We start from the raw sequence: 12,981 nt of genomic DNA on the forward strand, positions 1-12,981 counted from the left end.
GTCGAGCCGAGCCTCAGCGCCGCAGGATCCGCGCCGAGAGCGTGTTGCCGAGCAGCTGGATGACCTGCACGAGCGCGACCAGGATGAGCACGCAGACCCAGGTGACGGTCGGGTCGTACTGGCGGTAGCCGAAGGTCTGGGCGAAGCTGCCCAGACCGCCGCCGGCGATCAGGCCGGCGACCGCCGACATGTCGACGACCGCGACGAAGGCGAAGGTGTAGCCCAGGATGATCGGCGCCAGCGCCTCGGGGAGGACGACGGTGGCGGCGATCCGGGCTCGGCTCGCGCCCATCGCCCGGGCGGCCTCGATGACTCCTGGCGGGACCGTCACGAGGTTCTGCTCGATGATCCGGGCGATGCCGAACATCGCGGCGAGGATCAGCGAGAACACCACCGCCGGCATCCCGATCCCGGTGCCGACGACCAGCCGCGCGGCCGGCTGGACGGCGGCGATGAAGATGATGAACGGGATCGGCCGGAAGAAGTTGACCAAGACGTTGAGGACGACCGATATGACTGCGTTCTCATACAGCCCACCCTTGCGGGTCAGGTAGAGCCCGAGCGCGAGCAGCAGGCCCAGGGTGCCGCCGATCAGCATCGTCAGCGCCACCATGAGCAGCGTCTCGCCGGTGGCCTGCCAGATGTCGGGCCACAGCTCTCCGAGGCGGGTGTCAGTGGGGAGAAGCATCACAGCTCCTTGGCGGGGACGAGGGCGGACAGCTCGCGTACGGCCTCGTCGACCGAGGTCGCAGGACCGTCGAGCGCGAGCGTCAGGTTGCCGAAGGTGGCGCCCTGGATCTCCTCGATGCCGCCGAAGACGAGCTCGAAGGCGACCCCGCGCTCGAGGAGGACCGCGAAGAGGTCGGCCTGGCGGGGACCACCCTCGCGCAGCTCGAGCTTCACGAACCGGCCGGGATGGCGGGACCTCAGCGCGGCCAGCGCGTCGGGGGCGGGCTCGTCGTCGACGACGGTGCCGACGAAGCGCCGGGTCACCGGTTGCCGCGGCGCCGAGAAGACGTCGTAGACCGCTCCGGACTCAACGATCCGCCCGTTCTCCATGACCGCGACGTGGTCGGCGAGCTCGCGGACGACCTCCATCTCGTGGGTGATCGCCACGATGGTGGTGCCGAACTCCTCGTTGACCCGCTTCAGGAGCCGCAGCACCTCGTGGGTGGTCTCCGGGTCGAGCGCGCTGGTCGCCTCGTCGGCGAGGAGGAGGGAGGGGTTGGTGGTCAGCGCGCGGGCGATGCCGACGCGCTGCTTCTGGCCGCCGGAGAGGTTGCGCGGGTAGGTGTGGGCCTTGTCGGGGAGCCCGACGAAGTGGAGCAGCTCGGAGATCCGGCGCTGCTGCTCGGCCTTGGCGACGCCGGCGATCTGCAGCGGGTAGGCCAGGTTGCCCCAGACCGTACGCGACTCGAAGAGGTTGAACTGCTGGAAGATCATCCCGATGCCCAGCCGGATCCGCCGCAGCTGCCGCTCGTGCAGGCCGACCAGCTCGGTGCCCCCGATCTGGATCGAGCCCGAGGTGGCGGGCTCGAGGCCGTTGAGCAGGCGTACCAGCGTGGACTTGCCGGCACCGGAGTAGCCGACGATCGCCTGTACGTCACCAGCGGCGATGTCGAGGTCGACGTCGGCCACGGCGGGCACCTCGTTGCGACCCTTCGCTGCCGGGTAGGTCTTGGTGAGGTTGCGGAGCCGCACCAGCGGCTCCGCAACGGTGGCCGGGTGCGTCACTGACGCTCCTTGACCTGCTTCTCGGTGTCCTCGAGCGACTTCTGCAGGTCCTCGACCGGGATCTTGACGAGCTCGGCGGTGTTGCCGGAGGTCTCGTAGACCCCCTGCTGCACGTCCTCGTTGGTCTGGAAGATCTCGACGAGCTTCTTGTAGGTCGTGTTGTCCTTGTCCTCGGCGCGCGCGGCGAAGATGTTGACGTAGGGGAGCGCCTTGGGGTCGGTGGGGTCGTCGGTGGCGAGCGCGTCCTCGAACTTCAGGCCGGCGTCCTCGACGAAGTCGTTGTTGATGATCGCCGCGGCGACGTCGGGGAGCGAGGAGGCGGTGATCGAGGCCTGGACCGCCCGGACCTTCACCTTGGACGCGGCCGTGTCGACCTCCTTGACGGTGCTGAAGGGCGTGCCGCCGTCGGTCAGCTCGATCAGGCCCTTGGACTGGAGCAGCACCAGGCCGCGGGCCTGGTTGGTCTCGTCGTCGGGGACGATCACGGTCTCGCCGGCCTTGATGTCCTCGAGGCTCTTGTACTTGGAGGAGTAGAGGCCCAGGGGATAGGTCGCGGTCGACCCGAGCGCGATCAGGTCGTCGTCGTTGTTCACGTTGTAGTCGGCCAGGAAGATGATGTGCTGGAACTGGTTGAGGTCCAGCTCGCCCTCCGAGAGCGCCGGGTTGGGCTGGTTGTAGTCCCCGAAGTTCTTGACCTCGAGGTCGATGCCCTCCTCGCGAGCGGCGTCCTGGAAGGTCTTCCAGTAGGGGTCGTCGGCGCCGACGACGCCGAGGGTGACCTTGGTCAGCTCGCTGCCGGAGTCGTCGTCGCGGGTGAGGAAGAAGGCGAGGCCGCCGATCACGACCGCGGCGGCGACGACGATCCCGATGATCAGCGGGAGCTTGGACTTGGGAGCCTCGATGAGCGGGGTGGGCTCAGGCGTGTTGGAGGACACGGGTGGGAACCTCTTCTAGACGGGGATGTCTCGACGATGAGAGTGGACAGCCTGGTTGTTGTCCACTGAAACAGTAGACTTAACGAGGATCACACTCGGATTGTCGGTCACACGCCGAGACGTGTCACGGACCCGTCCCGGCGTGTGTTAAAAGAAGTGTTTTCCGAGGTCAGGCGAGGTCCCGTCGCCTCATCACGACCACCGCGGCGATCGCTGCGACCAGGACGTACGCGGCGACGGTGATCAGCGCCCGCTCGCCCGAGATCGCGTCGAGGACTCCCGGAGTGCCGTTGGGTCCGCCGATGATCGCGCCCGCCAACGAGCCTCCGGCCGTTCCCGGGAGGGCCTCGGTGACGGTCTCGATGCCCGCGAGCAGGCTGCCGACGCCGCGGAGCAGGTTCTCGACCACCAGCGACCAGACCAGGCCCAGACCGACGGCGAGCGCCGGCCCCTTGGCGAGCACGCCGACCAGGAACCCGAGCAGCGCCCACATCTCCAGCACCAGGAACCCTGCGCCGAAGGACTGCGCCAGATCGCTCAGGGCGGGCATGGTGATCGACTGCCCCTCGGTCGCCGCGATCGCCACCGAGACGCCGGCGCACAGGACCAGGGTCGCGGTCATCATCGCGAAGATGAAGATCGAGACCGCGGCCAGCGAGCCGCCGACGGCGGCGGATCGGCTCGGCCCCTGGGTGAAGACGGTCTTCCAGGTGCCCCAGCCGAACCCGTTGCCGGCCACCAGCGCACCGACCACCATCGCCAGAGCACCGCCGAACATCGGCAGGCCGCTGACGATCACGTCGGGGATCGCGTTCGGCATCAGCTCGGCCAGGAGCTGGGCGTTGCCGGCGCCGTCACCGGCGAAGTTGTCGTCGCCGGTCTTGTAAGCGACATAGTTGAAGACGTACCCGAAGGAGAGCGACAGCGCCAGCCAGGCGCCGACGATCACCCAGATCGCCGACCACTTGCGCAGGCGCAGCAGCTCGGCCGCGGTGCTGTTGCCCAGTGCTTTCAAGTTCAGCGCGTTCATGACACGAGCTCCTTGTTGTTGCCGGTCATCTCGAAGAAGACGTCCTCCAGGGAACGCTCCGCGACGGTGACCTCGTGGACATCGATGGAGTGAGCGACCAGATGACGTACGACCTCGGGGGCCGCGGTGACCGGCAGGTCGACCTCGAGGGTCTCGTTGCCGATGCGGCGTACGCCTTCATCGCCGGCCAGCTGCATGACGGCGGCCAGAGCGGCGTCCTCAGGGGTCGCCCGGACCCGCAGGGTCGCGCCACCGCGCAGCTCGGCCACGGTCGACTCGCGCAGCAGGCGGCCGTCGTTGATGACCCCGACGCGGTCGCAGATCTCCTGCACCTCCGCCAGGATGTGGCTCGACAGGATCACGGTCTGGCCGGCCTCGGCGAGGGAGACGACCAGCGCCCGCATGTCGGCCATGCCTGCCGGGTCGAGCCCGTTGGTGGGCTCGTCGAGCACCAGCAGGTCCGGTGAGCCGAGCATCGCGGCGGCGACGCCGAGGCGCTGCTTCATCCCCAGCGAATAGCCCTTGAAGGCGTCCTTCGCCCGGTCGGCGAGGTCGACCATCTCGAGCACCCGGTCGACCTCGGTGGCCGGCAGTCCCTGGTAGCGAGCCATCGTGCGCAGGTTGTCGCGGCCGCTCAGGTAGGGGTAGAAGCCGGGACCCTCGATCAGGGCGCCGATGCGGGCGGTGACCTCGGGTCCTCCGGCGGGACGACCCAGGACGCTGGCCGATCCGGCGGTGGGCCGGATCAGGCCGAGCATCATCCGCAAGGTGGTCGTCTTGCCGGCCCCGTTGGGGCCGAGGAAGCCGTACACCTCGCCACGCATGACGGTCATGCTGACCCGGTCGACGGCGAGCCTGTCGCCGTACCGCTTGGTCAGCCCGTCGGTCTCAACCACGAGTTCATTCATGCCTCCCACGCTCTCGCGGCGGCCCCCTGCTCGGCGTCGGCGCCGTGGAGGCTCCGGGTTACGCAGATCTGCGTAGGCGACCGGCCGCTTTTGTCGTACGTCCCGAACGCCCGCGCGAACTACGGTGGGTCCATGTCCCGGATCCGTCGCCACTGGCTGCCGTGGCTGGTCGTCGTGGTGGAGCTGGTCGGCTCGCTGGGAAGCAACGCCCAGGCCGACACCCGCGGGCCGGCCGTGCTCGCCGCGCTGCTCGCTCTCGTCGCCGTCCTCCCGGTGCTGCTGCGGGAACCGCCCGGCTGGGTGCTCGCGGTCAGCGGGCTCTGTGTCGGCGTCTACTTCACCGCGGGCTACGCCGACGGGCCGATCTTCATGGCGCTGCCCGCGGTCACCTTCGCGGTGGCGTGGTCGCTGCCCCCGCGGAAGTGGGTCGGTTGGGCGGTCGTGGGCGCGGCCCTCGTGGCCACCGGGATCATGCTGAACCCGGCGGAGAGCCCCCGGTTCGACGGTGGCCGCGGTCCCTGGGGGCCCGACGGTGGACCGGAGGGCGATCTGTCGCAGTGGCAGGCCTTCGGGCAGGTCGCCCTGATCGCCGCGAGCGGTGCGATCGCCAGCGCGCTGCGCTCCCGTAACGAGGCCCGCGCCCAGCGGCAGCGCCGGGTGGTCAGCGACGAGCGGGTGCGGATGGCCACCGACCTGCACGACGGTGTCGGTCACGGGCTCGCGGTCATCGCGATGCAGGCCGGCGCCGCGCTGCACGTGCTCGACCGCGACCCAGCCGCCGCCCGCCGCAACCTGGAGGCGATCCGTGCCGAGAGCAAGGAGTCGCTCGACCTGCTGCGCAGCCAGCTGGCCCGTCTGACCGACACCGAGAGCGGCGCCGGTCCGGCGCCGCGGGCACCTGAGCACGGGCTTGCCGATCTGCCTGCTCTGGTCGAGCGGGTGCGCACCGGGGGACTGGAGGTCGCGCTTCGTGTCGAGGTGGACTCGGCCTCGGTGGAAGCGGAACGGGCCGCGTACGCCGTGGTCCAGGAGGGGCTCACCAACGTCCTGCGGCATGCCGGGGCAACGCGGGCCGAGGTGTCGATCGTCTCGACCTCCGCGGCCGAGATGGTCGTGACGGTCCACGACGACGGGCGGGGATCGGACATGTTGAGCGGGGAAAGGCATCCCGGGATGGGAATTGTGGGAATGCGGTCGCGCGTGGAGGCACTTGGGGGCACCCTAGATGCGGGGCCGGAGGTACGGGGCTTCCGGCTGCGGGCTTCCCTCCCGCTTTCAGGGTCCTCGGCGGGTGGCGCGGAGGGGCTGGCATGAGCATCACCGATCACACGCTGATCCGGGTTGCTCTGGTCGATGACCAGCCCCTCGTTCGCATGGGCCTGGCGACGATGATCGGCGCCGAACCCGACCTGGAGGTCGTCGGCGAGGCCTCCGACGGCAGCGCCGCCCTGCCGATGCTGCGCCGCACCCACCCCGATGTGGTCCTGTGCGACATCCGGATGCCGGTCCTCGACGGCCTCGGCATGCTGGAGCAGGTCACCCGCGACCCTGCGCTCGAGGACGTACGGGTGGTGATGCTGACGACCTTCGAGCTCGACGAGTACGTCTTCGAGGCACTCCGGCTGGGCGCGAGCGGGTTCCTGCTCAAGGACGCCGAGCCGGTCGCGCTGCTGGACGCGATCCGGGTGGTCGCCGACGGTGGTTCGCTGCTCGCGCCGACGGTGACCAAGCGGGTGATCGAGGAGTTCGGTTCCTCGCGCCGGGCGGCGAACCCGCACCCACGTCTGGGCGACCTGACCGAGCGTGAGCGCGAGATGGTCGCCTGGGTGGCCACCGGCCGCTCCAACGCCGAGATCGCCGCCGAGCTCGTGGTCAGCCCGGACACGGTCCGCACGCACGTGTCCCGGGCGATGGTGAAGCTGCATGCGCGTGATCGCGCTCAGCTCGTCGTCTTCGCGATCGAGTCGGGCCTGAAGATCTAGGCGGCGAGCGGGACGCTGCCGGGCATGATCACCGGGGCGCAGGCGCAGTTGTCGCTGCAGGCGAGGTAGGTGTGCACCTCGTGGCCACACCGCTGGCACGTCAGGAAGTGCGACATCGGGAAGCTGTGTACGTTTTCGGGGTTCTGGGCTGTGTCCCACATGACTTTCTCCTATCCGTGTTGTTCCTTCACCTACTCCACGAGTGTGCGCGCCCGAATTCGACAACTTTTCTTCGACACGCGGCAGATTCATCAAATGGGAGGATCGGAGAGTGACGACCGACCAGGAGCAACGGCTGCGCGACCTGAAACTGCTGCGGCAGGTCAAGGACCGGATCGACCGTGAGTACGCACAGCCGCTCGACGTGGAGGCATTGGCCAGTGGCGTACACATGTCGGCCGGCCACCTGAGCAGGGAGTTCCGCAAGGCGTACGGGGAGCCGCCCTACTCCTACCTGATGACCCGCCGGGTGGAGCGGGCCATGACCCTGCTGCGGCGCGGCGACCTCAGCGTGACCGACATCTGCTTCGCGGTCGGCTTCGGGTCGCTGGGCACGTTCTCGACCCGGTTCAGCGAGCTCGTCGGGATGTCGCCGAGCCTCTACCGCGAGAAGGCCACCGAGGGTGGCGGTGGGATCCCGCCGTGCGTCTCCAAACAGGTCACCCGGCCGATCCGGCGCAGTTCGGTCAGGAATGAAGAAGCGAAGGTGCCGGACCCCTACATAGGTTGAGGTCCATGGACATCAACATCTGCCACAGCTACCTCCCGCACACCGACCCCGAGGCCTCGCTGAGGTTCTACCGCGACCTGCTGGGATTCGAGGTGAGGAAGGACGTCGGGTACGAGGCGATGCGCTGGCTCACGATCGGGCCGCCGGCGCAGCCCGCTGTAAGCGTCGTGCTCTACCCGCCGCTCGCCGACCCGAACATCAGCGAGGAGGAGGGCCGCGTCATCCAGGAGATGATGGCCAAGGGCACCTTCGCCAGCCTGATGCTCTCCTCCACCGACGTCGACGCCGCCTTCGAGAAGGTCCAGGCCGGCATCGAGGCCAGCGGCGGCGAGATCATGTCGGAGCCGACCGACCAGGACTGGGGCATGCGGGACTGCTCCTTCCGCGACCCGGCCGGCAACACCATCCGGCTGCAGCAGGTCAAGTGAGGCGGAAATGTGCAGGCCTGGATTCACGCCTCCGACTAGCCTGATCGCCATGACCGACCCCGGCTCGAACGAGCACAGCACCGAGCACGACGCAGACACTCACGACCTGATCCGAGTCCAGGGGGCCCGGCAGAACAACCTCAAGGACATCTCGGTCGAGATCCCCAAGCGCCGGCTCTCGGTGTTCACCGGGGTGTCGGGGTCGGGGAAGTCGTCGCTGGTCTTCGGCACGATCGCGGCGGAGTCGCGACGGCTGATCGACGAGACGTACTCGACGTTCATCCAGGGGTTCATGCCCAGCCTGCCGCGACCCGAGGTCGACGCGATGGAGGGGTTGACCACGGCCATCCTGGTCGACCAGGAGCGGCTCGGCGCCAACCCGCGCTCGACGCTGGGCACGGTCACCGACGCCCACGCGATGCTGCGCTCGCTGTTCAGTCGACTGGGGGAGCCGTTCATCGGCGGCCCGACCGCGTTCTCCTTCAACATCCCCACCACCCGCGCGAGCGGTGTGATGACCGGGCCCAAGGGTGAGAAGACGATCGTCAAGGACGCGGTCTACCTCGGCGGCATGTGCGCCGAGTGCGAGGGCCGCGGAACGATCTCCGATCTCGACCTCGCTGCCATCATCGACGAGTCGAAGTCGCTGGTCGACGGGGCGATCCTCGTGCCCGGCTACACCGCCGACGGGTGGATGGTGGCGGCCTACAAGGTGGTCGTGCCCGAGGACGTACCCGTCGAGAAGATGACCGAGGAGCAGCGCCACGACCTGCTCTACGCCGAGCCGCGCAAGATCAAGCTCGAGGGCATCAACATGACCTACGAGGGCCTGATCCCGAAGATCCGCAAGTCGATGTTCAGCAAGGACGTCGAGGCGCTGCAGCCCCACATCAAGAAGTTCGTGGAAGCGGCGGCGGTCTTCAAGCCGTGCCCGGCCTGCGGAGGGACCCGGCTCAACGAGTCGGCGCTCTCCTCGAAGATCCGCGGCAAGTCGATCGCGGACGTGTGCGCGATGCAGGTCACCGACGCCGCGGAGTGGCTGCGGACCATCGATGAGCCCGGGGTGGCCCCGCTGGTCGCCGGGCTCCTGCACCTGTTCGACTCGTTCGTCGAGATCGGTCTGGGCTATCTCTCCCTCGACCGGCCCTCGGGGACCCTGAGCGGTGGTGAGGCGCAGCGTACGAAGATGGTCCGTCATCTCGGCTCCGCGCTGACCGACGTGACCTACGTCTTCGACGAGCCGACCGTCGGCCTGCACCCGCACGACATCCAGCGGATGAACAAGCTGCTCCTCGACCTGCGCGACAAGGGCAACACCGTCCTGGTCGTCGAGCACAAGCCGGAGACCATCGCGATCGCCGACCACGTCGTCGACCTCGGTCCGGGCGCGGGCAGCGACGGCGGCACGATCTGCTTCGAGGGCACCTTCGAGGGGCTCGCCGGCGCCGACACGCTGACCGGGCGCCACCTCGGGCACCGGGCGTCGGTGAAGGAGACGGTCCGCGAGCCGAAGGGGCACCTGGAGATCCGCGGCGCGACCTCGCACAACCTGCGCAACGTCGACGTCGATGTGCCGCTGGGTGTGCTGACGGTCGTCACCGGCGTTGCCGGATCGGGGAAGTCGTCGCTGATCCACGGTTCCATCCCTGCCGGCGCCGACGTGGAGTTCGTCGACCAGAGCGCGATCAAGGGATCACGGCGCAGCAACCCGGCGACGTACACCGGTCTTCTCGAGCCCATCCGCAAGGCGTTCGCGAAGGCCAACGGGGTCAAGCCGGCGCTCTTCTCGGCCAACTCCGAGGGCGCCTGCCCGACCTGCAAGGGCAACGGGATGATCTACACCGAGCTCGGTTTCATGGAGACCGTCGCCTCGCCCTGCGAGGACTGCGGCGGCAAGCGGTTCCAGGCTCTGGTGCTCGAATACCGTCTCGGCGGGCTCAACATCGCCGAGGTGCTCGACCTCTCGGTCGCCAAGGCGCTCGCGTTCTTCTCCGAGGGCGAGTCGAAGGTGGCCCCGGCCGCCAAGATCCTGGAGCGGATGGCCGACGTCGGCCTCGGCTACCTCAAGCTCGGCCAGCCGCTCAACACGCTCTCCGGTGGCGAGCGGCAGCGGATCAAGCTGGCGATGCACCTGGGGGAGAAGGGTGGGACGTACGTCCTGGACGAGCCGACCACCGGTCTCCACCTCGCCGACGTCGACAACCTGCTGGCGCTCCTCGACAAGCTGGTCGACGCCGGCAAGTCGGTGATCGTGATCGAGCACCACCAGGCGGTCATGGCGCACGCCGACTGGATCATCGACCTCGGCCCGGGTGCCGGTCACGACGGTGGCCTGGTCGTCTTCGAAGGCACTCCCGCCGAGCTCGTGGCCAAGAAGTCGACGCTCACCGGCGAGCACCTGGCGGCGTACGTCGGGGCGTGACCGTAGCGCAGCGGGTGGCACGAATCACGTCCGTTTGCGGCTATCTGGATGCGGTGGCGGTAGAGGGTCGCACTTAGTGTGAATTGGTTGCAGTATCAATCAAGGAGCTCCTGAGATGACCCTCTACCTTCCAGAGCACAGGCAGGCCCCGGCGGTGGAGATGACGCCCGAACGCGATCGGCCCGCGCCGGTGTGGCCGCGTGGGCTGGTGGCCACGGCCATCGCTGCGGTCGTCACGACACTGATGGCCGTGGTTGCCAAGGCGGCAGGGGTCGACTTCGGGAGCAGCGTGGGCGACGTACCGATCTCGGCGTTCCCGATGCTCACCGTCTACTGCTCGCTGATCGGCGTGATCATCGCCGAGGTGATGATCCGGCTGGCCAAGATGCCCCGTTCGACCTTCCAGATCACCGCGATCGTGCTCACCGGGCTCTCGCTGATCCCCGACGTCGTGCCCTTCTTCGAGTTCGATCTGACCTTCGTCGGCGTGCTGTGCCTGACCCATCTCGTCGCCGCGGCGATCGTGATCCCGATGGTCGCCCTGCGGATGGAGGAGCGCCGCGGTCTCGGGCTGCCCGGTAGCCACCGCCGATAGCGGACGCCTACCGTCCTGAATCGGTGCCAGGGTGGGGTCATGCCTCTTGAGACCCGCACCTTCCAGGTCACCTTCGACGCGCACGACCCGCGCACGCTCTCCACGTTCTGGCGTGACGTCCTCGGCTACGTCCACCCGGGCCCTCCGGGTGTCGAGGTCCCCGAGGGCACCGATCCGCTGGACGCCTGGGACACCTTCCTCGAGCAGGTCGGGGTGCCCACCGACCAGCGCAACAACGCCTCGGCGATCGAGGATCCCGCCGGCACCGGTCCGCGCGTCTTCTTCCAGCGCGTGCCAGAGTCCAAGACCGCCAAGAACCGCGTCCATCTCGACGTCCGGGCCGCTCCCGGCATGCAGGGCGAGGAGCGGATGGCCGCACTCGAGGCGGAGTGCGAGCGCGTCGTCGCACTCGGCGCCACCCGGGTCCGCCGCTTCGAGCCCGACCCGCCGATGAGCCACGGCTTCATCGTGATGCAGGACCCCGAAGGAAACGAGTGGTGTCTCGACTGACCTCCTCCCTATCCTCCGAGCATGAAGATCAGACCGGCCGTCGTCGATGACGCCGAGGCGTTGACCGACCTCCATCTCGACGTGTGGGAGGAGGCGTACGCAGGGCTGATCCCCGACGAGATCCTCACCGAGCGCCGATCCCAGCGCACAGCGAGGGTCGAGCGGTGGCGTACCAACCTCGGGATGAGCCCGATCGCCAACCTGGTCGTGGAGGCCGACGAGCCGGGGCTGCTGCTGGGCTTCGCGAGCTCCGGGCCGGCCCGCGACGAGGATCCCGGGCTACCGCCGCTCGAGCTCTCCGCGCTCTACGTCCGCACCGAGAGGTACGGCACCGGCCTCGGCCATGAGTTGCTCCAGTCCGCGATCGGGGACTCCGCGGCGTACCTCTGGGTTCTCGACGGCAACCAGCGCGCCACGGCGTTCTACGAACGTCAGGGCTTCCGGTTCGACGGCGAGACCAAGACCGACCCGGTCGGCACCGAGCTCCGGATGGTCCGCGTCTAGGTTCTGGCTCGGCGGGCGAGCAGGGTCGAGTCGTCGATCTGGACCGGGACGCCGTCGCGGATGGTCAAGCGCGGGCGCTGCTCGACGACGACCGGCTCGAACCCGTCGGGCAGGCCGGGAAGCAGGTCGGAGGCGAGGAACATCGCGTTGTGGTGCCCGTGGCGCGCGAACACCTCCGAGGGCGCGTGGCCGACGACGAGCAGATGACCGCCCGGCGAGACCGCGGTGGCCAGGCGGCCGGCGACCTCGACCATGCTCCCGTCGGGGGTGTGCAGGAAGTGGCAGGTGACCAGGTCGAACCGCCTGTCTCCGGCGTCGAAGGTGCGGGCGTCGACCTGCCACCAGGACGTACGCGCCGCAACTCCGGCCTCCTCGGCATGCCGCCTCGCCCTGGCCAGCCCGTTGGCCGAGAAGTCGGCGCCGGTCATGGTCCAGCCCTGCTGCGCGAGCCAGATGACGTCGCCACCCTCGCCGCAGCCGACGTCGAGCGCCGTGCCCGGCGTCAGCTCGGAGACCTCAGCCACAAGCTGAGGGTTAGGGTTGCCGCTCCAGACCTTCTCCTCACCGGCGTAACGCTCCTCCCACGACTCCGGCTCGAACATGCTGCGTCCCTCGTCCTCGCTCATGGGCTCAATCTAGCCGTCGTCCCCAGGTAAACCCGGTGCGTTCGGAGCGGCTCGTGTGATTGCCTGACCGGCGATGATCACCCTGAACGAAGCACCGCGCCTGATCCGCCCGACGACGGCCGTACGCACCTCCTACCTCACCGGGGAGCAGGCCGACTGCCTCCTGCGGGGCACCGACACAGACTGGCTCGGACCGGCCAGCGAGGACTTCGACTCCTTCGTCGCCGCCCGGGACCATGACAAGGAGCGCTGGGAGGTGATGTCGACGGTCTACTGGTACGTCTCCGGCGAGCACTATCTCGGCTCCCTCGTCGTGCGCCACTCACTGACCCCGGAGCTCGCCTCCGAGGGCGGTCACATCGGCTACCACGTCGTCGCGCCGTGGCGGCGCCAGGGCCATGCGACCCGCATGCTCGAGCTCGGCCTCGAGAAGGCCCGCGAGCGCGGCATCTCGCGCGCCCTGCTCACCTGCGCGCCCTCGAACGAGGCATCGCGCCGGGTGATCGAGCGCAACGGCGGCGTGCCCGACGAACAGCTCGGCGGCGAGCTCCGGTTCTGGATCGGGTAGGGATACTTC

The 12,981-nt window shown here is 68.8% G+C and carries 16 protein-coding genes; 9 read left to right on the plus strand and 7 right to left on the minus strand.

What is annotated here, in order from left to right:
- Positions 1-13: 13 nt before the first annotated feature.
- The 5 genes from BLT25_RS03440 to BLT25_RS03460 form a co-directional block, all read right to left on the minus strand.
- Complete coding sequence (locus tag BLT25_RS03440; protein WP_091041883.1) at positions 14-688, minus strand: methionine ABC transporter permease; 675 nt, start codon at positions 686-688, stop codon at positions 14-16.
- Positions 688-1,734, minus strand: a complete 1,047-nt coding sequence (locus BLT25_RS03445; RefSeq protein WP_091041885.1) for a methionine ABC transporter ATP-binding protein — start codon at positions 1,732-1,734, stop codon at positions 688-690. Before BLT25_RS03445 ends, BLT25_RS03440 begins: the two co-directional genes overlap by 1 nt.
- Positions 1,731-2,669, minus strand: coding sequence for a MetQ/NlpA family ABC transporter substrate-binding protein (locus tag BLT25_RS03450; protein WP_091041888.1), 939 nt, complete (start codon positions 2,667-2,669; stop codon positions 1,731-1,733). Before BLT25_RS03450 ends, BLT25_RS03445 begins: the two co-directional genes overlap by 4 nt.
- Before the next feature lie 169 nt (positions 2,670-2,838).
- Positions 2,839-3,699, minus strand: a complete 861-nt coding sequence (locus BLT25_RS03455) for an ABC transporter permease (protein WP_091041890.1) — start codon at positions 3,697-3,699, stop codon at positions 2,839-2,841.
- A complete protein-coding gene (locus BLT25_RS03460) occupies positions 3,696-4,607 on the minus strand; it encodes an ABC transporter ATP-binding protein (RefSeq protein WP_091041892.1) in 912 nt (303 codons plus the stop codon). The genes BLT25_RS03455 and BLT25_RS03460 overlap by 4 nt, the downstream gene beginning before the upstream one ends.
- Before the next feature lie 132 nt (positions 4,608-4,739).
- Here BLT25_RS03460 and BLT25_RS03465 point away from each other — a divergent pair, with 132 nt between their 5' ends.
- Together BLT25_RS03465 and BLT25_RS03470 are read left to right on the plus strand one after the other, a co-directional pair.
- Positions 4,740-5,921, plus strand: coding sequence for a sensor histidine kinase (locus BLT25_RS03465; protein ID WP_091041895.1), 1,182 nt, complete (start codon positions 4,740-4,742; stop codon positions 5,919-5,921).
- The gene (locus BLT25_RS03470; protein WP_091041897.1) at positions 5,918-6,589 is read left to right on the plus strand and encodes a response regulator; all 672 of its coding nucleotides are present in this window, start codon (positions 5,918-5,920) and stop codon (positions 6,587-6,589) included. The genes BLT25_RS03465 and BLT25_RS03470 overlap by 4 nt, the downstream gene beginning before the upstream one ends.
- Here the strand turns inward: BLT25_RS03470 and BLT25_RS29695 are convergent.
- On the minus strand, positions 6,586-6,750 hold the full coding sequence (locus BLT25_RS29695) for a hypothetical protein (RefSeq protein ID WP_176883565.1): 165 nt from the start codon (positions 6,748-6,750) through the stop codon (positions 6,586-6,588). The two genes, BLT25_RS03470 and BLT25_RS29695, sit on opposite strands and share 4 nt — an antisense overlap.
- A 110-nt stretch (positions 6,751-6,860) precedes the next feature.
- On the opposite strand from BLT25_RS29695, the gene BLT25_RS03475 reads away from it, so the two are divergent.
- From BLT25_RS03475 to BLT25_RS03500, 6 genes are all read left to right on the plus strand, one after another.
- Positions 6,861-7,319 (plus strand): helix-turn-helix transcriptional regulator, encoded by a 459-nt coding sequence (locus BLT25_RS03475; protein ID WP_091041899.1) that lies wholly within the window; start codon positions 6,861-6,863, stop codon positions 7,317-7,319.
- A 5-nt stretch (positions 7,320-7,324) separates the two neighbouring features.
- Positions 7,325-7,747: a VOC family protein gene (locus BLT25_RS03480; protein WP_091041902.1), complete on the plus strand. Its 423-nt coding sequence runs from the start codon at positions 7,325-7,327 to the stop codon at positions 7,745-7,747.
- A 49-nt stretch (positions 7,748-7,796) separates the two neighbouring features.
- Positions 7,797-10,169: an ATP-binding cassette domain-containing protein gene (locus tag BLT25_RS03485; protein ID WP_091041905.1), complete on the plus strand. Its 2,373-nt coding sequence runs from the start codon at positions 7,797-7,799 to the stop codon at positions 10,167-10,169.
- Between the two features lie 115 nt (positions 10,170-10,284).
- Positions 10,285-10,764 (plus strand): DUF6069 family protein, encoded by a 480-nt coding sequence (locus BLT25_RS03490; protein ID WP_218131220.1) that lies wholly within the window; start codon positions 10,285-10,287, stop codon positions 10,762-10,764.
- Positions 10,765-10,803: 39 nt separating this feature from the next.
- Positions 10,804-11,274, plus strand: coding sequence for a VOC family protein (locus tag BLT25_RS03495; protein ID WP_091041908.1), 471 nt, complete (start codon positions 10,804-10,806; stop codon positions 11,272-11,274).
- A gap of 21 nt (positions 11,275-11,295) precedes the next feature.
- Positions 11,296-11,778: a GNAT family N-acetyltransferase gene (locus BLT25_RS03500; protein ID WP_091041910.1), complete on the plus strand. Its 483-nt coding sequence runs from the start codon at positions 11,296-11,298 to the stop codon at positions 11,776-11,778.
- On the opposite strand, the gene BLT25_RS03505 is transcribed toward BLT25_RS03500, so the two are convergent.
- Positions 11,775-12,404 carry a class I SAM-dependent methyltransferase gene (locus tag BLT25_RS03505; protein WP_091041913.1) on the minus strand — a complete coding sequence of 210 codons (630 nt, stop codon included), beginning with the start codon at positions 12,402-12,404 and terminating at the stop codon, positions 11,775-11,777. The genes BLT25_RS03500 and BLT25_RS03505 overlap by 4 nt on opposite strands.
- Before the next feature lie 73 nt (positions 12,405-12,477).
- On the opposite strand from BLT25_RS03505, the gene BLT25_RS03510 reads away from it, so the two are divergent.
- A complete protein-coding gene (locus BLT25_RS03510) occupies positions 12,478-12,972 on the plus strand; it encodes a GNAT family N-acetyltransferase (protein WP_091041915.1) in 495 nt (164 codons plus the stop codon).
- Positions 12,973-12,981: the final 9 nt, after the last annotated feature.

Source organism: Nocardioides sp. YR527 (genome assembly GCF_900101045.1).
In the GTDB taxonomy this organism is placed as follows: Bacteria; Actinomycetota; Actinomycetes; order Propionibacteriales; family Nocardioidaceae; genus Nocardioides.

Excerpts from the sequence above, each read along its gene's own strand:
- BLT25_RS03490 (WP_218131220.1), top strand. The coding sequence starts at position 10,285 with ATGACCCTCTACCTTCCAGAGCACAGGCAGGCCCCGGCGGTGGAGATG.
- BLT25_RS03495 (WP_091041908.1), top strand. The coding sequence starts at position 10,804 with ATGCCTCTTGAGACCCGCACCTTCCAGGTCACCTTCGACGCGCACGAC.
- BLT25_RS03455 (WP_091041890.1), bottom strand. The coding sequence starts at position 3,699 with ATGAACGCGCTGAACTTGAAAGCACTGGGCAACAGCACCGCGGCCGAG.
- BLT25_RS03465 (WP_091041895.1), top strand. The coding sequence starts at position 4,740 with ATGTCCCGGATCCGTCGCCACTGGCTGCCGTGGCTGGTCGTCGTGGTG.
- BLT25_RS03470 (WP_091041897.1), top strand. The coding sequence starts at position 5,918 with ATGAGCATCACCGATCACACGCTGATCCGGGTTGCTCTGGTCGATGAC.
- BLT25_RS03500 (WP_091041910.1), top strand. The coding sequence starts at position 11,296 with ATGAAGATCAGACCGGCCGTCGTCGATGACGCCGAGGCGTTGACCGAC.
- BLT25_RS03440 (WP_091041883.1), bottom strand. The coding sequence starts at position 688 with ATGCTTCTCCCCACTGACACCCGCCTCGGAGAGCTGTGGCCCGACATC.
- BLT25_RS03480 (WP_091041902.1), top strand. The coding sequence starts at position 7,325 with ATGGACATCAACATCTGCCACAGCTACCTCCCGCACACCGACCCCGAG.
- BLT25_RS29695 (WP_176883565.1), bottom strand. The coding sequence starts at position 6,750 with ATGTGGGACACAGCCCAGAACCCCGAAAACGTACACAGCTTCCCGATG.
- BLT25_RS03510 (WP_091041915.1), top strand. The coding sequence starts at position 12,478 with ATGATCACCCTGAACGAAGCACCGCGCCTGATCCGCCCGACGACGGCC.
- BLT25_RS03460 (WP_091041892.1), bottom strand. The coding sequence starts at position 4,607 with ATGAATGAACTCGTGGTTGAGACCGACGGGCTGACCAAGCGGTACGGC.
- BLT25_RS03485 (WP_091041905.1), top strand. The coding sequence starts at position 7,797 with ATGACCGACCCCGGCTCGAACGAGCACAGCACCGAGCACGACGCAGAC.
- BLT25_RS03505 (WP_091041913.1), bottom strand. The coding sequence starts at position 12,404 with ATGAGCGAGGACGAGGGACGCAGCATGTTCGAGCCGGAGTCGTGGGAG.